Raw genomic sequence first — 15,222 nt, forward strand, 5'->3', positions numbered from 1 at the left:
AAGGAAGGTGAAGCTCAATGACCTTGCCGAACAGATCGGTATCACGCCGCAGAATCTTTCCGTTTTAAAATCGGGGCGCGCGAAAGCCATCCGCTTTTCCACTCTCGATGCCATCTGCCGTTATCTCGATTGCCAGCCGGGGGACATCCTGGAGTTCTCGCCTCAGGAAGCTCCCGAAGGAAGCGGACTCGATGATTAATAATATGTAAATCGCGCCCCTCATCCCGTCCGCCAAATAAATGTACTAAACTATTTAAATAGCCCAAATAGTTAGTCCATTTATGTAAACGGGGAGACAGGGATGCGTGTTCACCTTGGCTTTGGTCTGTTCGTCCTGCTGCAGAGCCCCAGCGGCTACAGCCTTTCCCAGCAGCTTGGAAACTTTCGGATTCAATCCAACGGAGATGCCCTCGAAGTGACGCATAGCGCCGCCCCGGGGCGCGTGATCTGGGAACGGAAGCTCACGGCCACCTGGCTGCGTTGGGCCCAGGCGGAGACGACAGTCAAAAGCAATCAGGGTCACTATGATTTCTCGGCGAAATTGAAAACGCTCTGTGATACGGGCCTGACTGCGGCGAGTACGGAAATGGAGGGCCAGACTCTGGTCATGCGTTTTCCCCTGCAGGGCGCCGCTGCATGTCAGGGGACTTTTGCCGAACTGCGATGGAGCGTGGAAGATGATGCGCGTCTCATCCTTGTGATCCGCAGCACCTGGGCCGCCGCCAATCACATGGAAATGAAGCTCGCATCCGTGCCAGAGGAAGGTTTTTACGGCTTCGGACTGCAGCCGACTTTTTTGAATCTGAAAGGCCATAACGTTCCCATCTATACCCAGGAGCAGGGCATCACCCGCGGCCGTCAGCCTTTCACCGCGCTCGTGAATGCCTCCGAGCCGGGCGCGGCGGGGTCAACGGTGACGAGTTACATGGCGGCTCCGCAATTTATCAGCAGCCGCGGGCGTGGCCTCTTCCTCGAAAATCGTGAGTACGCGGAAATTGATCTGAAGGATAAAAATGCCGTTTCCCTGCGGCTTTTCTCGGGTGAAATGCGCATGCAGATTCTGGGCGGCGCCACACCTTTGGCCCTGCTCGAAGCCTTCACCCGTTACAGCGGACGGCAAAAACCTTTGCCGGACTGGTTTCATTCCGGAGCCATCGTCGGCATGCAGGGCGGAACCGCGAAGGTGCGCGAGGTCTGGCAGAAACTGCAGGAGCAGAAGACGCCGGTCGCCGGCTTTTGGCTGCAGGATTGGGAAGGCAAACGCCGCACGTCCTTTGGATCGCAACTGTGGTGGAACTGGGAGCTTGATCGCGAACTCTATTCCGGTTGGGAGAGTTTGCGCGGAGAACTTTCGCAGAAGAATGTGAGGGTCCTGGGCTATATCAATCCGCATCTTGTGGATGTTGCGGCGGAAGGCAAGCCCAATTTTGATCGGAACCTTTACGCCGAAGCGCAGACGCAGGGTTTTTTGCTGAAGGATCTGCAGGGGAACGACTATGATTTGAAGCTGAGCGCCTTCAAAAGTGGTATCGTCGATCTCACTCATCCCGGCGCGCGTAGCTGGCTGAAGAATGTTATTCAGGACGAACTGCTCGGCGCGGGCCTGAGCGGCTGGATGTGTGATTTCGGTGAATCGTTTCCTATCGACAGCAAAAATTTCGCGGGACTGCCGGCGCTTTCCTATCACAATCAGTTTGTCGAGGATTGGGCGCGTTTGAATGAAGAGGCCCTGGTCGAAGCTGGTCGCGATGATGTCGTTTATTTCTGCCGGTCGGGTTATACGCAAAGCCCAGGCGCGGCGAGACTCTTCTGGCAAGGCGATCAGATGGTGACCTGGGATGCGAATGATGGTTTGAAATCGGCTGTGACGGGTTTGATTGGTGGCGGGCTCTCCGGCTATGCGCTCAATCATTCGGATATCGGCGGCTACACCACGCTCTCCAAGTTTGGTATCGGTCTGAAGCGCGAGAAGGAACTCCTGCTGCGCTGGATGGAATTCAGCGCCTTCACCGCGGCCTTCCGCACGCACGAAGGGAATTTGCCGGAAGAGAACGTTCAGTTCTATAGCGATGCCGAGACGCTGCAGGCCTTTGATCGCAATGCAAGGCTCTTCAAAAGTCTGTTCTTTTATAGGCAGGAGCTTTTCCAGGATGCCGCCACCCGTGGCTATCCGCTGGCTCGTGCGCTTTTTCTGCATTATCCCGAGGATGCGAAGAGCTGGACGGTGGATGATGAGTATCTTTTGGGTTCGGATATTCTGGTGGCTCCGATTGTGGAGAAAGGCGCGCGCGATCGCAGCGTTTATCTGCCTGCGGGCAGCTGGGTGCATGTGTGGAGTGGAAAAACTTACGGGACGGCAGACAGAGGGCTGACGGTAAAAATAGAGGCTCCCCTGGGCCGGATTCCGGCTTTTTATAAAAAAGATTCCGCTTCGGGTGCTCGCTGGGTCGAGGAACTCAAGGCGCTCGGGCTTTTGCCTTAAGCCGCGGTCTCCTGTCCAATCCTTTGACATTGCTTACGCCCAAGGCAAGGTCCCCGGCAAAAATCGAAAGGATTCTGCCGGGGATCCCGCCCTCCCCACCGGTATAAGTCTTGCTTTATTCGCCTCGACAAGACCATTACACTAGGGGTAGACCCTCACAACCGACACGAGGACGACTCCGATGACAAACCCGAACTGTCTCCTCTTCACCCTTGTGCTGCTGACGCTGGGCGCTTGTCATAAGCGAAGCCAGATCGAAGCCGATCAGATCGCGCAGCCTGCGCGGACGGAGCCCGGTGATTTACCAAAACCGACGACACCCGCAGCGCCGGTCGCTGCCGTAGACTGGAAAGAGGGAAGCCCCGCGAACCTGGTCGGCAACTGGGCGAGTTCCCTTTTTCAGGATCAGCGCTGCACGGCTTTTTATACTTTTACCACGGCAGCCTTGGCTGAATTGAATCTGATCTGTCTGAACGCCGAGAAAAAACAATTCGAACGCGAATATCGCCGCTATACCGTTGCTCAGTATCCGGGAACGCAGCAGGTTCGTTTCAAACCCAAGGAATCAAGCTGCCCGGGAACCGACAACCGCGGCATCAAAGCGGAAGGCGCCGCCTTTCTTTATGCCGTGGAAAACAAACCGATGCCCGAGCAGCCGACCAAGATGGCTCTTTGGGAACCGGATGTGAATAAAACGCCTCTGAATCTGAGCAAATCGGATGGGCTGATGGCCGAAGGCTTTCCTGGTAAAACAGGAACCTACCTCGGCATGCCGATCGTCACTGGCTGTTTTACCGAAGGCCTTGTGGCGAAATTTGAAGCGACACCGACGCCTTGAACCGGGAGACTGCCATGCAGAAAAATTTCTTAGGACCGTTCGTAACAATCACGATAGGTCTTTCCATTCTGGGAACCGCATGCAAGCCCGTGCGCTCCACTTCTCATGTGAAAGTGGTCAATGGTCAATCCGTGGCCGATGGAAGCCCCGTGCGGTCCACCACGGTGGGGCTTGTCAGTTTAAAAGAGGATGGTTCCAAAGATCGCATCTTCTGCACAGGCGTGATCGTCGGTACTGATGCGATTCTCACCGCCACGCAGTGTCTCGATTCCGCTGCGGATGCCGGCGTGAAATGGGGAATCTATCTCGATCATCCACGCCTTGTCGCCCCGCAGATTGTGGCTGTGAAAAGCAGTCAGCATTATTCCGCCGGCGGCAGTCGTGATTATCCAAGCTTGAACCTTTCCCTTGTCCGTCTCATGGCTCCGATTGATCCCGCCATCGGCTATGTGGCGGCGGAAATCCTTCGCAGTCCCATGGGGCTTCAGACCGGAACGGAAGTTCTGATTGCCGGTTATGGCCGGCAAAGCAGCAAGTGCCTCGATGCCACGCGCTGCAATGGTGTGCTTTTGGAAGCGAAGAGTTCGATTGATTCCTTTCAGGATGCCAATCACCTTCTGAGCACGGTTGTGGTCCGGGCCAAGCAGGATCAGGGTTCTGTATGTTTTGGAGATGCCGGTGGCCCAGCTTTCGTGCAGGTCAATGGCCAGTATTTCCTTGCCGGTATTGCCAGCGGTTCCTTCCGTCGCGGGTTGAGTGAACTCACCGCCGCGAAAAACGATACGCTCGTCTGTGAGAATGGACTTGCCGCCTTTACCTTCCCCGGTGATTACCTCGCCTGGATGGAACGCAGCGCCGGTTTGAGTTTTGCGCCGCCAAGTCCTGGTAACCTGCCGCGCAGCAGCAATCCTGCGATTGAAAATGCGGCTCAGACCAAAAAGCCGGTGAATACGCAGAACTGGGTGGAGTGGCTGGCTTTTGCTCAGCATCAGGATCCTTCTTTTGCAACGGTGTCCCTTTTGCAGCAAAAACTTTTGGAGACCGAGCAGGCTCGCAAGGATGCAACGAAGCTGAGTGAGCTTGATTTTTATCTGAAGCCACAGGAGTCGGCGCAGCGCGCGCAGACCACCACCGAGCTTGTTTTAAAGCGTGAAGGCAAGATGCAGCCGCTGAGCAGCCTTGAGCCTCTGGCGGCCTTTGTCAGTCTGAATAAACTCGAAATCGACGGCATGGCCATCACGGATTTTTCTCCTTTGGCCAATCTTCCTGCGTTGACGACTTTGAAGATCACAGGGAACGTAGCGGATGCGAGTGCAAAACCCGCGCTGCCGAAAATGGAGAGTCTTGCGAGTCTCACCCGCTTGCAGTCTTTGGAACTGGATCAAGTGGGAACGGAATCCTTGCGCGGCGTGGATGCTTCGAAACTTTTGGGGCTTAGGACTCTGACTCTGGTGGGCAATGGCCAGCCGATCTTTATTCCCAAGGCTCCGGCTCTGGAAACTTTGATCATCAGCAACGCGGATCTCACTAACCCCGATCTTCTGGTGGGATTGCCGGCGTCTTTAAGCACTTTGAAAATTACAGGTTCGAAGCTCACATCCGCAGCCTTTGTGAGCAGCCTTGTGAACCTCAAAACTCTCGATCTGAGCGGCAATCAGATCAAGGATTTTGCGCGCGTCGCGGATCTGAAAAAACTGACTTCCGTTTTTGCGGTCGGCAATCCTGCGACCAGCAAAGTTTGTGGAACGCCTGCGGCCCCGCAGTGTGAGTATGATTTGATTACGGCGCCTGTGACTCTGGACGAATACTGTATTAACTTCGTCTTTCAACCTGGCGGCAAGGCCTATACGGCAGCCATCGAAGCCTTGAGCGTGGCCGCTGCGATTCCTACGCCGAAAAACGCAGCGGAATGCGCGGATTTGAATAGCAAGCTTCGGTTGAAGCGCAAGCTGGATCTTGTTGGAACCGGCACCCCAGGTCCCGTGGACATCAGCCCTGTGGCCGCGATTCGCAGTCTGAATAATCTGGCTCTCAAAAGCTTCGGTGTGGTGGATGTGAATCCACTGGCGAAGCTTATCAACCTGGACATCCTCGATCTTTCATCGAACGTGATCACCGATGCCAAGGCCCTTGAAGTTCTGCCCGAGTTGGTGGAACTCAACCTGAGTAAAAACGCGATTGCCGATATGAAGGGCTTTACGCATCCTAAGCTGAAACGCTTGATTCTGGATAGCAACCGCATGACGAGCGTGCAAACGCTCGGTGATTTGCCGGAGCTGCGCATGCTGTCCCTTGCGAATATGCCTGGGTTTAAAGATGTGAAGGGCGTGGGCGGCAAAGCGGCAAAACTTAAGAATTTGAATATCGCGAAGACCGATGTAACGGACCTTCAGACGCTTGAGCCGGCGGTCGGACTTTCGATTGATGCGCCTGAAGAAGCTGTGAAAAATGGCTGTCCCGTGCTCCTGGGCTCCTGTCTTTCGGATGGAAGCACCCCCATGACCAAGGCCGGGCCGGTGCCGGGCCTGAAGCCTGGGCAGACGATTCAGATCAACCCGACGGCTGAAGTGAACCTGCCGGGGCTGAGTCTTTCGGTGAAATTGGAGTGATCCGCAGACTGCTCAGTCTGCGATGATGAGACGAATCTCAAGCGCGCGATGAACTTCAGACGACTCGCGAGGTTCCTGCGAAAGGATGGTGCCCGAGGGTTTGCCTGTACCTTTTTTTCGGGCAACCACCTTATAGGTGAACCCGGATCCCTCGAGGTATCGCTTGAGATCATCGCTTTCCGCGATTTTTCCGACCATCGCAGGGACGATACGGCTTTCTCCGCCGACGGTTCCATGCAGGGTCGCTTCGCCTCCACGAGGTGGGGGAGTTGTGCGATCCAGATTTCGGCCTGAGGCTGTTGTGACTATCCCCGCTATCATGATGAAAAAGACGAAAGCATTCATAAGCACCTTCTTTGGTGGGCATCGGTTCATCTCTGTCGAAAAATAATCAATTACGAATATTTTAGCACTATCAGCGATTTCAGCGGATTCTTACCGCTGACGCCGGGGGAGCGGCTTTCCTTTTGATGTTCCCGATTTTCAAACAGGTTCATGCCGCAAATCCACCCCTGAATCGTTCTCAACTGCGGGAATGCCAATCACCTGCATGAGGATGGTCAATGAAGCGTATCGCAATGATTTTAGGGGTCCTGATTCTGGTCTTGGGCGGAACCGCTGCCTGGACGAACTGGCAGAAGGAGAAGGAACATGCGCGAGCCCAAGCCGCGGAAATCAGGCGTTTAGCTGACGAGGCCGAGGCCAAGGCTCAAGCCGAAGCCCAGGCCGTGGCGGAAGCTACCGCGAAGAAAGCGGCGGATGCAGAAGAGGTATCCAGACGCAGTCAGGATGCGCCGGGCGACGGTCCGGATGGTCCGCATTTCAGGTTTTCTCATTATGTCGGCGAGCGCGTGGGATACGAGTATGGAAGCGAGGAGCAAAGGCCTCCTCTCTATTCGCAGCTCCTATGCAATGATGGTGCTATTCAGCCCATGACATTTGACTATGGCTGGATCCATGCCGGAAGCGAATCCTATGATTTTTACAAGGTCCCTGGAGCCAACAAGGGTTACGATAAAATTTGCCTGAGCTTTCGCAAAGAGGATGTGTCGACCTTCAAAGCCCTGGTCACGACGCGCAAAGCCGGTTGCGATCCCAGCGAAGCGGGAAGTTCCTGCGATGTGCCTTTGTCAACACGCAGCTGCACCCCTGCTGATCAATCCGCGATCCGCTTCCGCGCCGGGCATGAAAAGGACGCCATTCGCTGGTGCGAAGCGCTTGATGCCGGCGAGCGTTTCGGATTTCTGCAGGCGGTCACGCAGCGTGATCAAACCTGTGAGATCAAAAGTTGGATTAAGGATGGTGACAAGCTCCTGCCTATCGGCATAACTTATAAAGGCGAATTCAAGGTAGAAGAAGGGAGCAAAGGGCCAGCCACATGCGTGTTTCCTTTGGCCGATGGTGATATTCCGGAACGCGACATGACCGATCACGGGGGACCCATGAGCCCCAACTTCATCTTTGAATTGGGGCAGAAGGTCTATATCGTCTTCGAAAGCTCCGGTAGTGAAGGCTTTACATCCACGCTCTATCGTCTGAACGGTGAAGCGGTGGAGGAAGTGGTCGACTACTATAATTATGTGGTCGATCACAACTTCTGGAGATCCACGGGCGAAGCGGATCTACAGACCGATGCGGATGGGCAATGAGGAGCGGTAAGCTCCGCCCTCACGAAATCAAATCCGGCGCCACTGCCCACACACTTTCATAACGGCCCGCAGTTTCAAAATACTGCAAAAGCCTCTGCAGGAAGGGATGGACACTCAGGGTGGCGCTATCTCCGACCACGGTCATATGCATGCGGGCCCGCGTGAGGGCCACATTCAGTCGGCGGGTTTCCTTGAGAAAGCCGACCTCCTGATCCTCATTGGAACGCACGAGAGAAATCAGAACGGCATCTTTCTCCCGACCTTGGAAACCGTCGATGGTATCCACTTCGATGCCGGTATCGGCGAGCTGGGCGCGCAGAAAACGGGCCTGAGCCGCGTAGGGTGTGATGACAGCCAACTGATTCGGGGTGATGCCCTGGGCGCGGAGCTGTTCCACGCGGTATAGGATTACGGACGCTTCCTTCGGATTATAGCGGCTGCCGCTTTCCTGCTCAGCTTCCTCTTCAAAACCAGCCCCGGCGGTATCAATCCAGAATAAAGGCTCCTCGCCAGGAAGAGTGCGATCCTTCACCGCATCGGCCGCGATCAAAGCGCTATCGTAGAATTCCTGCGAGGAAAAATTCATGATCGCGGTATTCATGCGGTATTGAACATCAAGCCGCGTGGTGATCGTATCGCCGTGCTGATGAACAAGACGTTCCATGAGACTGACACTCAGCCCCTGTTTGGCTGCATCCAAAGACAGAACGGTAGGCGGCAGCTGGCAGTGATCACCACCGCAGACGAGTTTATCCGCCCGCAGAAGGGGAATCCAGGCGTTGGGTTCGGTGCATTGACCGGCTTCATCCAGGACGACGAGCGAAAAACGCCGCGATCCTAAAACGAAAGGATCCAGTCCCGTGGTCGTGGCGCAGATCACATCCGCTTCATCGAGCACACGTTCCACCGCGCGATTTTCCAGGCGGCGGGCTTCCGCCATCAGAGCCTTGGCTTCACTCCAGAGGGCTTGTTTCGATCCTTTCGCAGGAGCCGCCCGCGTATAGCGCCGCGCCTGCTGAAAAAGAACCTGAGCCTCTTTCATCATCTTCCGCGCGAGTTTTGCATCGTCGTGCTTTTCCGCCTTGTAATCCAGGGTATGAGGCCTGAGGCTTTCCATCACGCGCGCCGGATGACCCAGGCGCACGGCTTTAATTCCCGTGTTGATGAGTTTTTCAAGCAGGTTATCGACACCCAGGTTGCTCGAAGCGGTGACGAGAATTTTTCCTTCCGGCGGAATGGAATGCCGGATGATCTCGACCAGCGTCGTGGTCTTTCCCGTGCCTGGCGGTCCATGGACAACAGCCACATCCCGCGCAGAAAGGGCTTTTTTCACCGCTAAAATCTGCGTTTCATTCAGCCGGGTTTTCAGCTGCAGTTCATCGTCCCATTTTTCATCCGTCGGGGATTTGATTCCCAAAAAAACATCCCGCAGCTCTGCAAGCCGATTGCCCTTGGCCTGCAGCGCGGACTCCAGAGCCTGGCGCTCCTTGCGCCTCGTGCTTTCATCAAAGGAAAGATCCAACTGCAGAGGTCCCGCGTCTTCCAGATCAGGGATGGGATCTTCAAAGGCCACATGAATCGCATGCGACTGCCTTTCGGAAACCACGCCGCGCCCCGTCCAGACTTCACCCTCGGGCTTGCCGGAAAGAATCACGGGATCGCCGGCATCGAGTTTCGTCCAGGGCAGCGCAGCGCGGGACGCCCGACGCAGAACGACAATGAAACGCCCGCCGAGTCCCGGATATTCATCCTCGATGGCCAGGGCCGTGAGGCAGGTGCCGTTGGCCTCGCGCTCCTGCGGTGACTGCAGATCGAGTATCTTCAGAAAGCGTTCTTTCTCCGCGGCTGTTTCCAGATCCAAAAGGGCCTTGAGGTCCTTGAAAAAAGCCTGGGCATCACGTTTCATGATGAGACCTCATCCTAAAGTTTCAAGGGCCGCAGCGTGAATCCCTGGGCTTCGAGTATATTCAAGAGCCCGTTTTTGCCACCCAGATGCGCGGCGCCCACGGCGATAAAGGTGTTCCCAGAGCTTAAAATAGCAGGCATTTTGCGCCCCCAGTTGTCATTCCTTTGATCGAGCAGCGCCTCCCGCAGATGGTCCGGCATCATCGCGACCATGCCGTCGATCGTTTCCGAATCTCCGTCCTTGAAGGATTTGGCGAGCTGCGTATAGTACTGCCGATTCTCTTCGCTCTCGGCCAGCATCTCGCGCAGCTGCTCCAGAGTAAAGACCTTATCGAGATAATTGAACTGCTCTTCCAACGATTCAAAGGTCTTTAAGTTCTTCTTCTGCTCACGCGCCTTTTCCACGATGTACTGATCCATCGAAACCTCGCCCCGCACATTGCGGCCCCTTTCCGCGGGATCTTCACTGGCTTTCTGCGCCAGCTGCGCCTCGGCCAGCATCAGGTTGCTGCAAGCGGCGAGCGGCGTCATCCTCAGAAGCTGAGCCTCCATCATCTGCGGAAACGCTTCCTGCACGATGCCCTTGAACTTCGCCCAGTCCTGGGGACCGAGCTGGGTTTTCAGATCTGTTTTTTCCGGGAGGACGAGATAGCGGCGAATGATGGTCCCATTCATCCCGGTCAGATCAACTTCCGTCACCACGGTGTCCGCGGCTTCCAGACGGGTCCACAGACCCTTGGGTATCTCATTCGGACTGACCCCGATATGCATGGTGCCGACCAGAGTGACGAGCTGTGTGCCGCGCGTGGCTTCCCAGATCAGGCCCTGACGCCCGGATTCACGGGTCGGAGTTACGCAGGATGACCAGTGGAGCAGGGCCCAGGTGCTGAGGAACAGGACGGAGAGGAGGGAACGCCATCGGCCAGCTTGATACATCGAATTCTTTCCTTTCAAGTTCACACGCTTCGCCCTATACTCAAGGCCTTGATTTTGAATCTGTCTGCCCAAAAGGCTAATCCAAGGAGCCAGCTAACGATGTTTACCGCAGAAGACTTCCATATAGAATCTTTTAAAGAATTTCTGGAGATCGCCCCGATCTTTATCTTTATGGGCCTCGTATCGCCCTTCCTTATCGTGGCTTATACAGTAGGTTTTATCTCGGATAAAGTGGGCTGGCTCGACTGATTCTGATTCATTATGCTTTGAAAAATGAAAAAGGGCACCTTGGAGTGCCCTTTTTTTCTGCGCTTTCAGCGGCATGACGCGTATGGGGCGTTACCTACTTCAGCAGCTGATCCGCAAAGGTCGCCAGCTTCTCGGCGGTCATGGGACCGGCTTCCTTATGAATCACCACTCCGTTGCGGTCGATGATAAAGGTTTCAGGCACGCCCGTAACCCCGTAATCAATAGCCGCCTTGCCGTCTTCCGTATCGAGTCCCAGCATATAGGTCTTGCCATAGGTTTTGGCGAACTGCCGCGCGGCCTCGGGCGTATCCTGAATCGCGATGCCGGCGACGATGATGCCCTTATCCTTGTAGCGCTGCCAGAACGCTTCAAAGTCCCGTGCTTCCTCGCGACAGCTGTAGCACCAGCTGGCCCAGAAGTTTAAAATCAAGGGACGGCCCTTGAAATCAGCCAGGCTGAAGCCCTTGGCATCGGGCGTATGACCCAGGTATTCCTGCCCCTGCAGCCATGTAACCTCAAAGGGCATGGCCTGCTTGCCCAAAAACGCCGACGGGATGTTCTTGTCAGCCGGATGCGAAAGCCCGCGATAGAAAAAGCCGATGATGCCGGCTGCGACGACCATGAAGACCAGGACAGCAATCAGATGCTTACGGTTGGGACCAGGAACGACAACGCGTTGTTCAGCCACAGACGACTCCTTCAGCCTCAATTCTTGAAGATAGATTTCTCAAGCAGCTCTTTATCCACCGAATGCTGCGCATCAGGCTTTTTGTATTCTTCAGAATGCTTCACCATGAGCCTTTGGGAAACCATTTTTTTACCATCGGCTTCGATGCGGCCTTCCACCACCACCCCGGAGTTCTCCTTGAACATATCGGGGGGCGTTCCCTTGTGAGATACTTCGATGTCGGTGCCCTGCATGTCGGTCATCACGAAGTTCAAAGCGAGGTCCTCGGGCTTCCAGACTACGGTTCCAGCCTTGACCATGCCCCCGACCTTGATGGTCTTGCTGTCGATGTCGGCAGCTTTGGCAAACGCTTCCTGCGGCGTATAGAAATAAACCACATTGTCGCCAAACTGCAGGTTACTGACAGCCAATCCCGCCACCAGAATCACAACGCCGCCAACGATCCACTTCATGGGCAAACCTTTTTTCATCACACTCTCCTTTTATTCTGATACTGCGCAGCTTGTTCCAGTTGTCTTAAGCGCTGACGCAGCCGAACCTGGACAAATCCATAAACGCTCAGGCACACGAAGGCGACGCCATAGGCGCCGGCGATGTAAGGGGTGGGATCCGTTGTTCCTGTAAACATATCTATTCTCCCTTGGCCTGAGCATCGTAAGTATACTGTTCGAGCAACTGCTGAAGACGCAGATTGCCAAAGCGCAGATAAAGCAGCCAGCTGGCCATCACAAGGCTCGCGAGGAAGCCGAAGAAAAGGACCGACAGCATTTCAGGAGCCATCGTCGAACCACCCGCGCGCACGATGCTCTGGGGCTGATGCAGGGTTCGCCACCAGTTCACGCTTTGATAGATGATGGGAACATCAAGGGCAATGATCACACCCAATGCCGCCGCGATGCGATCGCGCTGCGGGCCGGGATTCATGCTGCTATGGAAAATCAGATAGCCGGCATAAAGAAGCGCGAGGATAAGGGTCGTCGTGAGTCGCGCATCCCATTCCCACCAAACGCCCCAGGTCGGACGGCCCCAGATGGATCCGGTCGCGAGGGTGATGACGGTATAAAGCAAACCGATTTCCGCCGTGGCTTTGGCCCAAAGCGCTGCGTTCGCACTGCGCTTGATCAAGGTCATCAGACTGAAAATCATCAGAAGACCGGCCGAGAGAAATGCGGTGAAGGCCGCAGGCACGTGCAGATAGACGATGCGATAGACTTCACCCTGATGCTGCTCCGAAGGGGCGATGCGCAGAGCCCAAAACCAGGCCGCAAGCACAAGCACAGCGGCACCCGCGCCAAAAAGCAAGGAGCGTCGATCCTGTTGAACAGCGTTTGACATGATGCATTCCTCGAAAAATAACTTACTCTGGTTTCACCAGTTCCCCGAAAAGCAGCAAGCTGAGAGTAAAATACATTATACCAGAAATTACAAGCAGTCCCAGCCACGAGCTCATCAAATGGCTGAGGCTATGCTGCTCAATGAGAAGAGCCTTGCTCGATTCCACCGCGGCCAGCAGGACAGGAGTCGTCAGCGGAAAATAAAGCAGCGGATAAAGGATCTGCCGCGCGTTGGAACGGAGCATCATCGTCGATAAAAGTACGCCCAAGGCGCCCAAAGCTATGAGCGAACAGGCGGCGATGGCAAACAGCGGAAAACTTAAAAAACTTATCGTGCTCTCATTGATGAAAAGATCCGCGAGCACGAGGGTGGGGCCCAGGATCATAAGACCGATCATGAGAACCAGAAGGTACTTGCTCAGAAACCATGCGGTGGGCGCGATGGGATAACTCCGCAGCTGATCGAAGACGCGATCCTGCATATCCGGTTCGAGCACGCGCGAAAAGGCGATCTGCAGAGCAAAAAATGCGGTGAGAAAAGTGGCTGCGACAAACAGCTGAGGTACAAAGGCCGGCTCCACGCGGCCAAAGGCAAAGGAAAAAAGCAGCAGCATGGTCAGGGCGAAAAGGAGGGGCGACAGCCAACGCTCCGCGCTCGCCCACTCGGCGTGGATGCTCTGGGCAAGGAGTGCTCGAAATTGCAGCAGCTGGCGTTTCATGATTTTTTTCCTCCCAGATCCAGAGTCCGCAGCGAGAAGATCGACAGGGGCGCCGTGTCATGACTTACGATCCAGGCCTGGCCGCCTTGCTTCAAATGTTTTTCGAGCATCGCCTGAAAGGTCTGAATGCCCTTGGTATCAAGCCCGTAAAGCGGTTCATCCAAAAGCCAGCAGGGCGTTTTGGACAGCTTCACCCGGGCCAAAGCCAGGCGCCGCTTCATCCCGGTGGAAAAGCGCTCGACTGGGAAATTCTGCCGAATCAAAGGATGATCCAGGTCCCATTGCGCAAGCTCCGCGACCAGGGCCTCATCAGTGCACTTGTGCCCGCGCAGGCTTTGCCAGAAACGGAGATTGGTCATCGCGTCCATTTTACCGTAAAGCGCATTGGCCTCGGCGGGCAGGTACTCGATGTAATCCCGCCTGTCATCAGCAAGCCGGCCCGGTGCGCTATGGTATTCGATGCTGCCCGCATGTTCCTGCCGAAGGCCGGCGAGAATGGTCATGAGGGTGGTTTTGCCCGCACCATTGGGACCGACGATATGCACGATTTCGCCCGCCTCTGCGGCGAAGGAAACGCCCTGCAGAATGCGTCGAAACTGATAACGAAATTCCAGATTCTGAATCTTAAGCACGTTCAATAATCCGCGATGTTAATGCCAAGGTTGATGACAGTCCTTCGTTCTATCACGCGACTGGCGTCGGCTCCAATGTCTTCTGCGAAGCTGGCCGCCTGTAAGCCAAACATGCCCGCGTTCACACCCAGACCGTAGGAGATTCCTGCCATGCTATAGCCGGCCCGCACGGCGAATCCGGATTCCGCACCAAAGGCATTGCCTATGGTCATCTCCGTACCGAAGCGCAGCTTGTCTTTGCTGGGAATGGATTTCTGGGTCAGCTGGTTGGCTTCCAGCACGACATTCAGCATACCCCATTTGCCCAGGTTGGGCGACAGCCCAAGGCCGAAGGTCAGATCCTCCTTGATGCGCTGGGTCTTAGTTTCGGGATCGCTGCTGGTCAGCGCGGTGCCGCCGGCATTTCGCGCGACGAGACTCACGCTCGGACGCCAGGAATAGGCCCCATTCCAAAGAGCGCCCACATGAACGGGAACGCCCGTATATTTTTCTGAGCTGTCGCGGAAGGCCTTCCTGCGCAGATCCACATCATTCACGGTGGCCAGGGGGAAGGAACCCTCGATGACTTTACGGCTCAGATACTGCGCGCTGATGCCCACATAAAAATTGCGTTTGGAGCTCGCGAAGCTGGTGCCGAGCATAGGACCCGACTGCTCGCGATAGTTCACGTCCAAAAGATCATTATCGGTGCTGTTCGGTGTGGACATGGCCCGCACATCATAGGTCATGGCAAAGAAGATGCGGTACATGGTCAGGGCCGGAAGCAGCGACACGCGCGCATAGGGGTGTTCGCCGTCATAGGCCTGCAGGAGCTCATTGGCGACCGAACTATCATTCAGATCGCCACCGTTCTGCAGCGCCCGATTCAAAGACTGCGACGAGCGGTTCAGGGCGAGGCCGAGGTAAGGGAAATAGAGCTGGGACACGGCGGGGCGGTCCTGCTTATACTGAAGGCCGCCGATGGCCGCAGGGTTGTAATAAGGGGCCTCCATGCCGTTGGCAATAGGATCCACGGCCTCGGACATGCCCGCGGCTCGCGCGGATATCCAGGGGGCATTGTCATAGACCGTACCGGGGCTGAAGCTCTGCGCCTGGGCCGTGGCGCTCAGCGAAAGGGCGCTCAGACCCCAGAAAAGGGCCAGAGGGTTCAGCTGGATGGCGTTTCGGCTTTGTTTCATGTT

Annotated in this window: 16 protein-coding genes; 6 read left to right on the top strand and 10 right to left on the bottom strand. The window is 55.6% G+C overall.

The genetic code is table 11. The annotated features are described in order from the left end of the window. The 4 genes from VFO10_RS23140 to VFO10_RS23155 all read left to right on the top strand — a co-directional run. A partial coding sequence (locus VFO10_RS23140) for a helix-turn-helix transcriptional regulator (protein WP_325144363.1) occupies positions 1-199 on the top strand: 199 nt, incomplete at its 5' end. 102 nt (positions 200-301) lie between these two features. Next, positions 302-2,482, top strand: coding sequence for an alpha-glucosidase (locus VFO10_RS23145; RefSeq protein WP_325144364.1), 2,181 nt, complete (start codon positions 302-304; stop codon positions 2,480-2,482). A gap of 181 nt (positions 2,483-2,663) precedes the next feature. Further along, complete coding sequence (locus VFO10_RS23150) at positions 2,664-3,320, top strand: hypothetical protein (RefSeq protein ID WP_325144365.1); 657 nt, start codon at positions 2,664-2,666, stop codon at positions 3,318-3,320. Positions 3,321-3,334: 14 nt separating this feature from the next. After that, positions 3,335-5,929 (top strand): trypsin-like serine protease, encoded by a 2,595-nt coding sequence (locus VFO10_RS23155; protein ID WP_325144366.1) that lies wholly within the window; start codon positions 3,335-3,337, stop codon positions 5,927-5,929. Between the two features lie 12 nt (positions 5,930-5,941). Here the strand turns inward: VFO10_RS23155 and VFO10_RS23160 are convergent, their stop codons facing one another. Next, on the bottom strand, positions 5,942-6,274 hold the full coding sequence (locus tag VFO10_RS23160; protein WP_325144367.1) for a PASTA domain-containing protein: 333 nt from the start codon (positions 6,272-6,274) through the stop codon (positions 5,942-5,944). A 218-nt stretch (positions 6,275-6,492) separates the two neighbouring features. Between VFO10_RS23160 and VFO10_RS23165 the strand changes: the two genes are divergently transcribed. Next, positions 6,493-7,578, top strand: coding sequence for a hypothetical protein (locus tag VFO10_RS23165; RefSeq protein ID WP_325144368.1), 1,086 nt, complete (start codon positions 6,493-6,495; stop codon positions 7,576-7,578). A gap of 19 nt (positions 7,579-7,597) precedes the next feature. Here the strand turns inward: VFO10_RS23165 and VFO10_RS23170 are convergent, their stop codons facing one another. After that, on the bottom strand, positions 7,598-9,484 hold the full coding sequence (locus VFO10_RS23170) for an AAA domain-containing protein (RefSeq protein WP_325144369.1): 1,887 nt from the start codon (positions 9,482-9,484) through the stop codon (positions 7,598-7,600). Positions 9,485-9,498: 14 nt separating this feature from the next. Continuing rightward, complete coding sequence (locus VFO10_RS23175; RefSeq protein ID WP_325144370.1) at positions 9,499-10,419, bottom strand: TraB/GumN family protein; 921 nt, start codon at positions 10,417-10,419, stop codon at positions 9,499-9,501. A 99-nt stretch (positions 10,420-10,518) separates the two neighbouring features. Between VFO10_RS23175 and VFO10_RS23180 the strand changes: the two genes are divergently transcribed. After that, on the top strand, positions 10,519-10,668 hold the full coding sequence (locus VFO10_RS23180) for a hypothetical protein (RefSeq protein WP_325144371.1): 150 nt from the start codon (positions 10,519-10,521) through the stop codon (positions 10,666-10,668). 94 nt (positions 10,669-10,762) lie between these two features. Here the strand turns inward: VFO10_RS23180 and VFO10_RS23185 are convergent, their stop codons facing one another. From VFO10_RS23185 to VFO10_RS23215, 7 genes are read right to left on the bottom strand one after another with little or no spacing between them, the layout of a single operon-like run. Further along, positions 10,763-11,356 carry a TlpA family protein disulfide reductase gene (locus tag VFO10_RS23185; protein ID WP_325144372.1) on the bottom strand — a complete coding sequence of 198 codons (594 nt, stop codon included), beginning with the start codon at positions 11,354-11,356 and terminating at the stop codon, positions 10,763-10,765. A 17-nt stretch (positions 11,357-11,373) separates the two neighbouring features. Continuing rightward, the gene (locus tag VFO10_RS23190) at positions 11,374-11,826 is read right to left on the bottom strand and encodes a cytochrome c maturation protein CcmE (RefSeq protein WP_325144373.1); all 453 of its coding nucleotides are present in this window, start codon (positions 11,824-11,826) and stop codon (positions 11,374-11,376) included. Then, the gene (locus VFO10_RS23195) at positions 11,826-11,984 is read right to left on the bottom strand and encodes a hypothetical protein (RefSeq protein WP_325144374.1); all 159 of its coding nucleotides are present in this window, start codon (positions 11,982-11,984) and stop codon (positions 11,826-11,828) included. The genes VFO10_RS23190 and VFO10_RS23195 overlap by 1 nt, the downstream gene beginning before the upstream one ends. Positions 11,985-11,986: 2 nt before the next feature. Further along, a complete protein-coding gene (gene ccsA, locus VFO10_RS23200) occupies positions 11,987-12,691 on the bottom strand; it encodes a cytochrome c biogenesis protein CcsA (protein WP_325144375.1) in 705 nt (234 codons plus the stop codon). A gap of 22 nt (positions 12,692-12,713) precedes the next feature. Then, the gene (locus tag VFO10_RS23205; RefSeq protein ID WP_325144376.1) at positions 12,714-13,409 is read right to left on the bottom strand and encodes a heme exporter protein CcmB; all 696 of its coding nucleotides are present in this window, start codon (positions 13,407-13,409) and stop codon (positions 12,714-12,716) included. Further along, positions 13,406-14,041, bottom strand: a complete 636-nt coding sequence (gene ccmA / locus VFO10_RS23210) for a heme ABC exporter ATP-binding protein CcmA (RefSeq protein WP_325144377.1) — start codon at positions 14,039-14,041, stop codon at positions 13,406-13,408. Before ccmA ends, VFO10_RS23205 begins: the two co-directional genes overlap by 4 nt. Before the next feature lie 2 nt (positions 14,042-14,043). Then, entirely contained in the window at positions 14,044-15,219 is a 1,176-nt protein-coding gene (locus tag VFO10_RS23215) for a hypothetical protein (RefSeq protein ID WP_325144378.1), read from the bottom strand. Between the last annotated feature and the right edge of the window lie 3 nt (positions 15,220-15,222).

This window comes from Oligoflexus sp. (assembly GCF_035712445.1).
Classification (GTDB): domain Bacteria; phylum Bdellovibrionota_B; class Oligoflexia; order Oligoflexales; family Oligoflexaceae; genus Oligoflexus.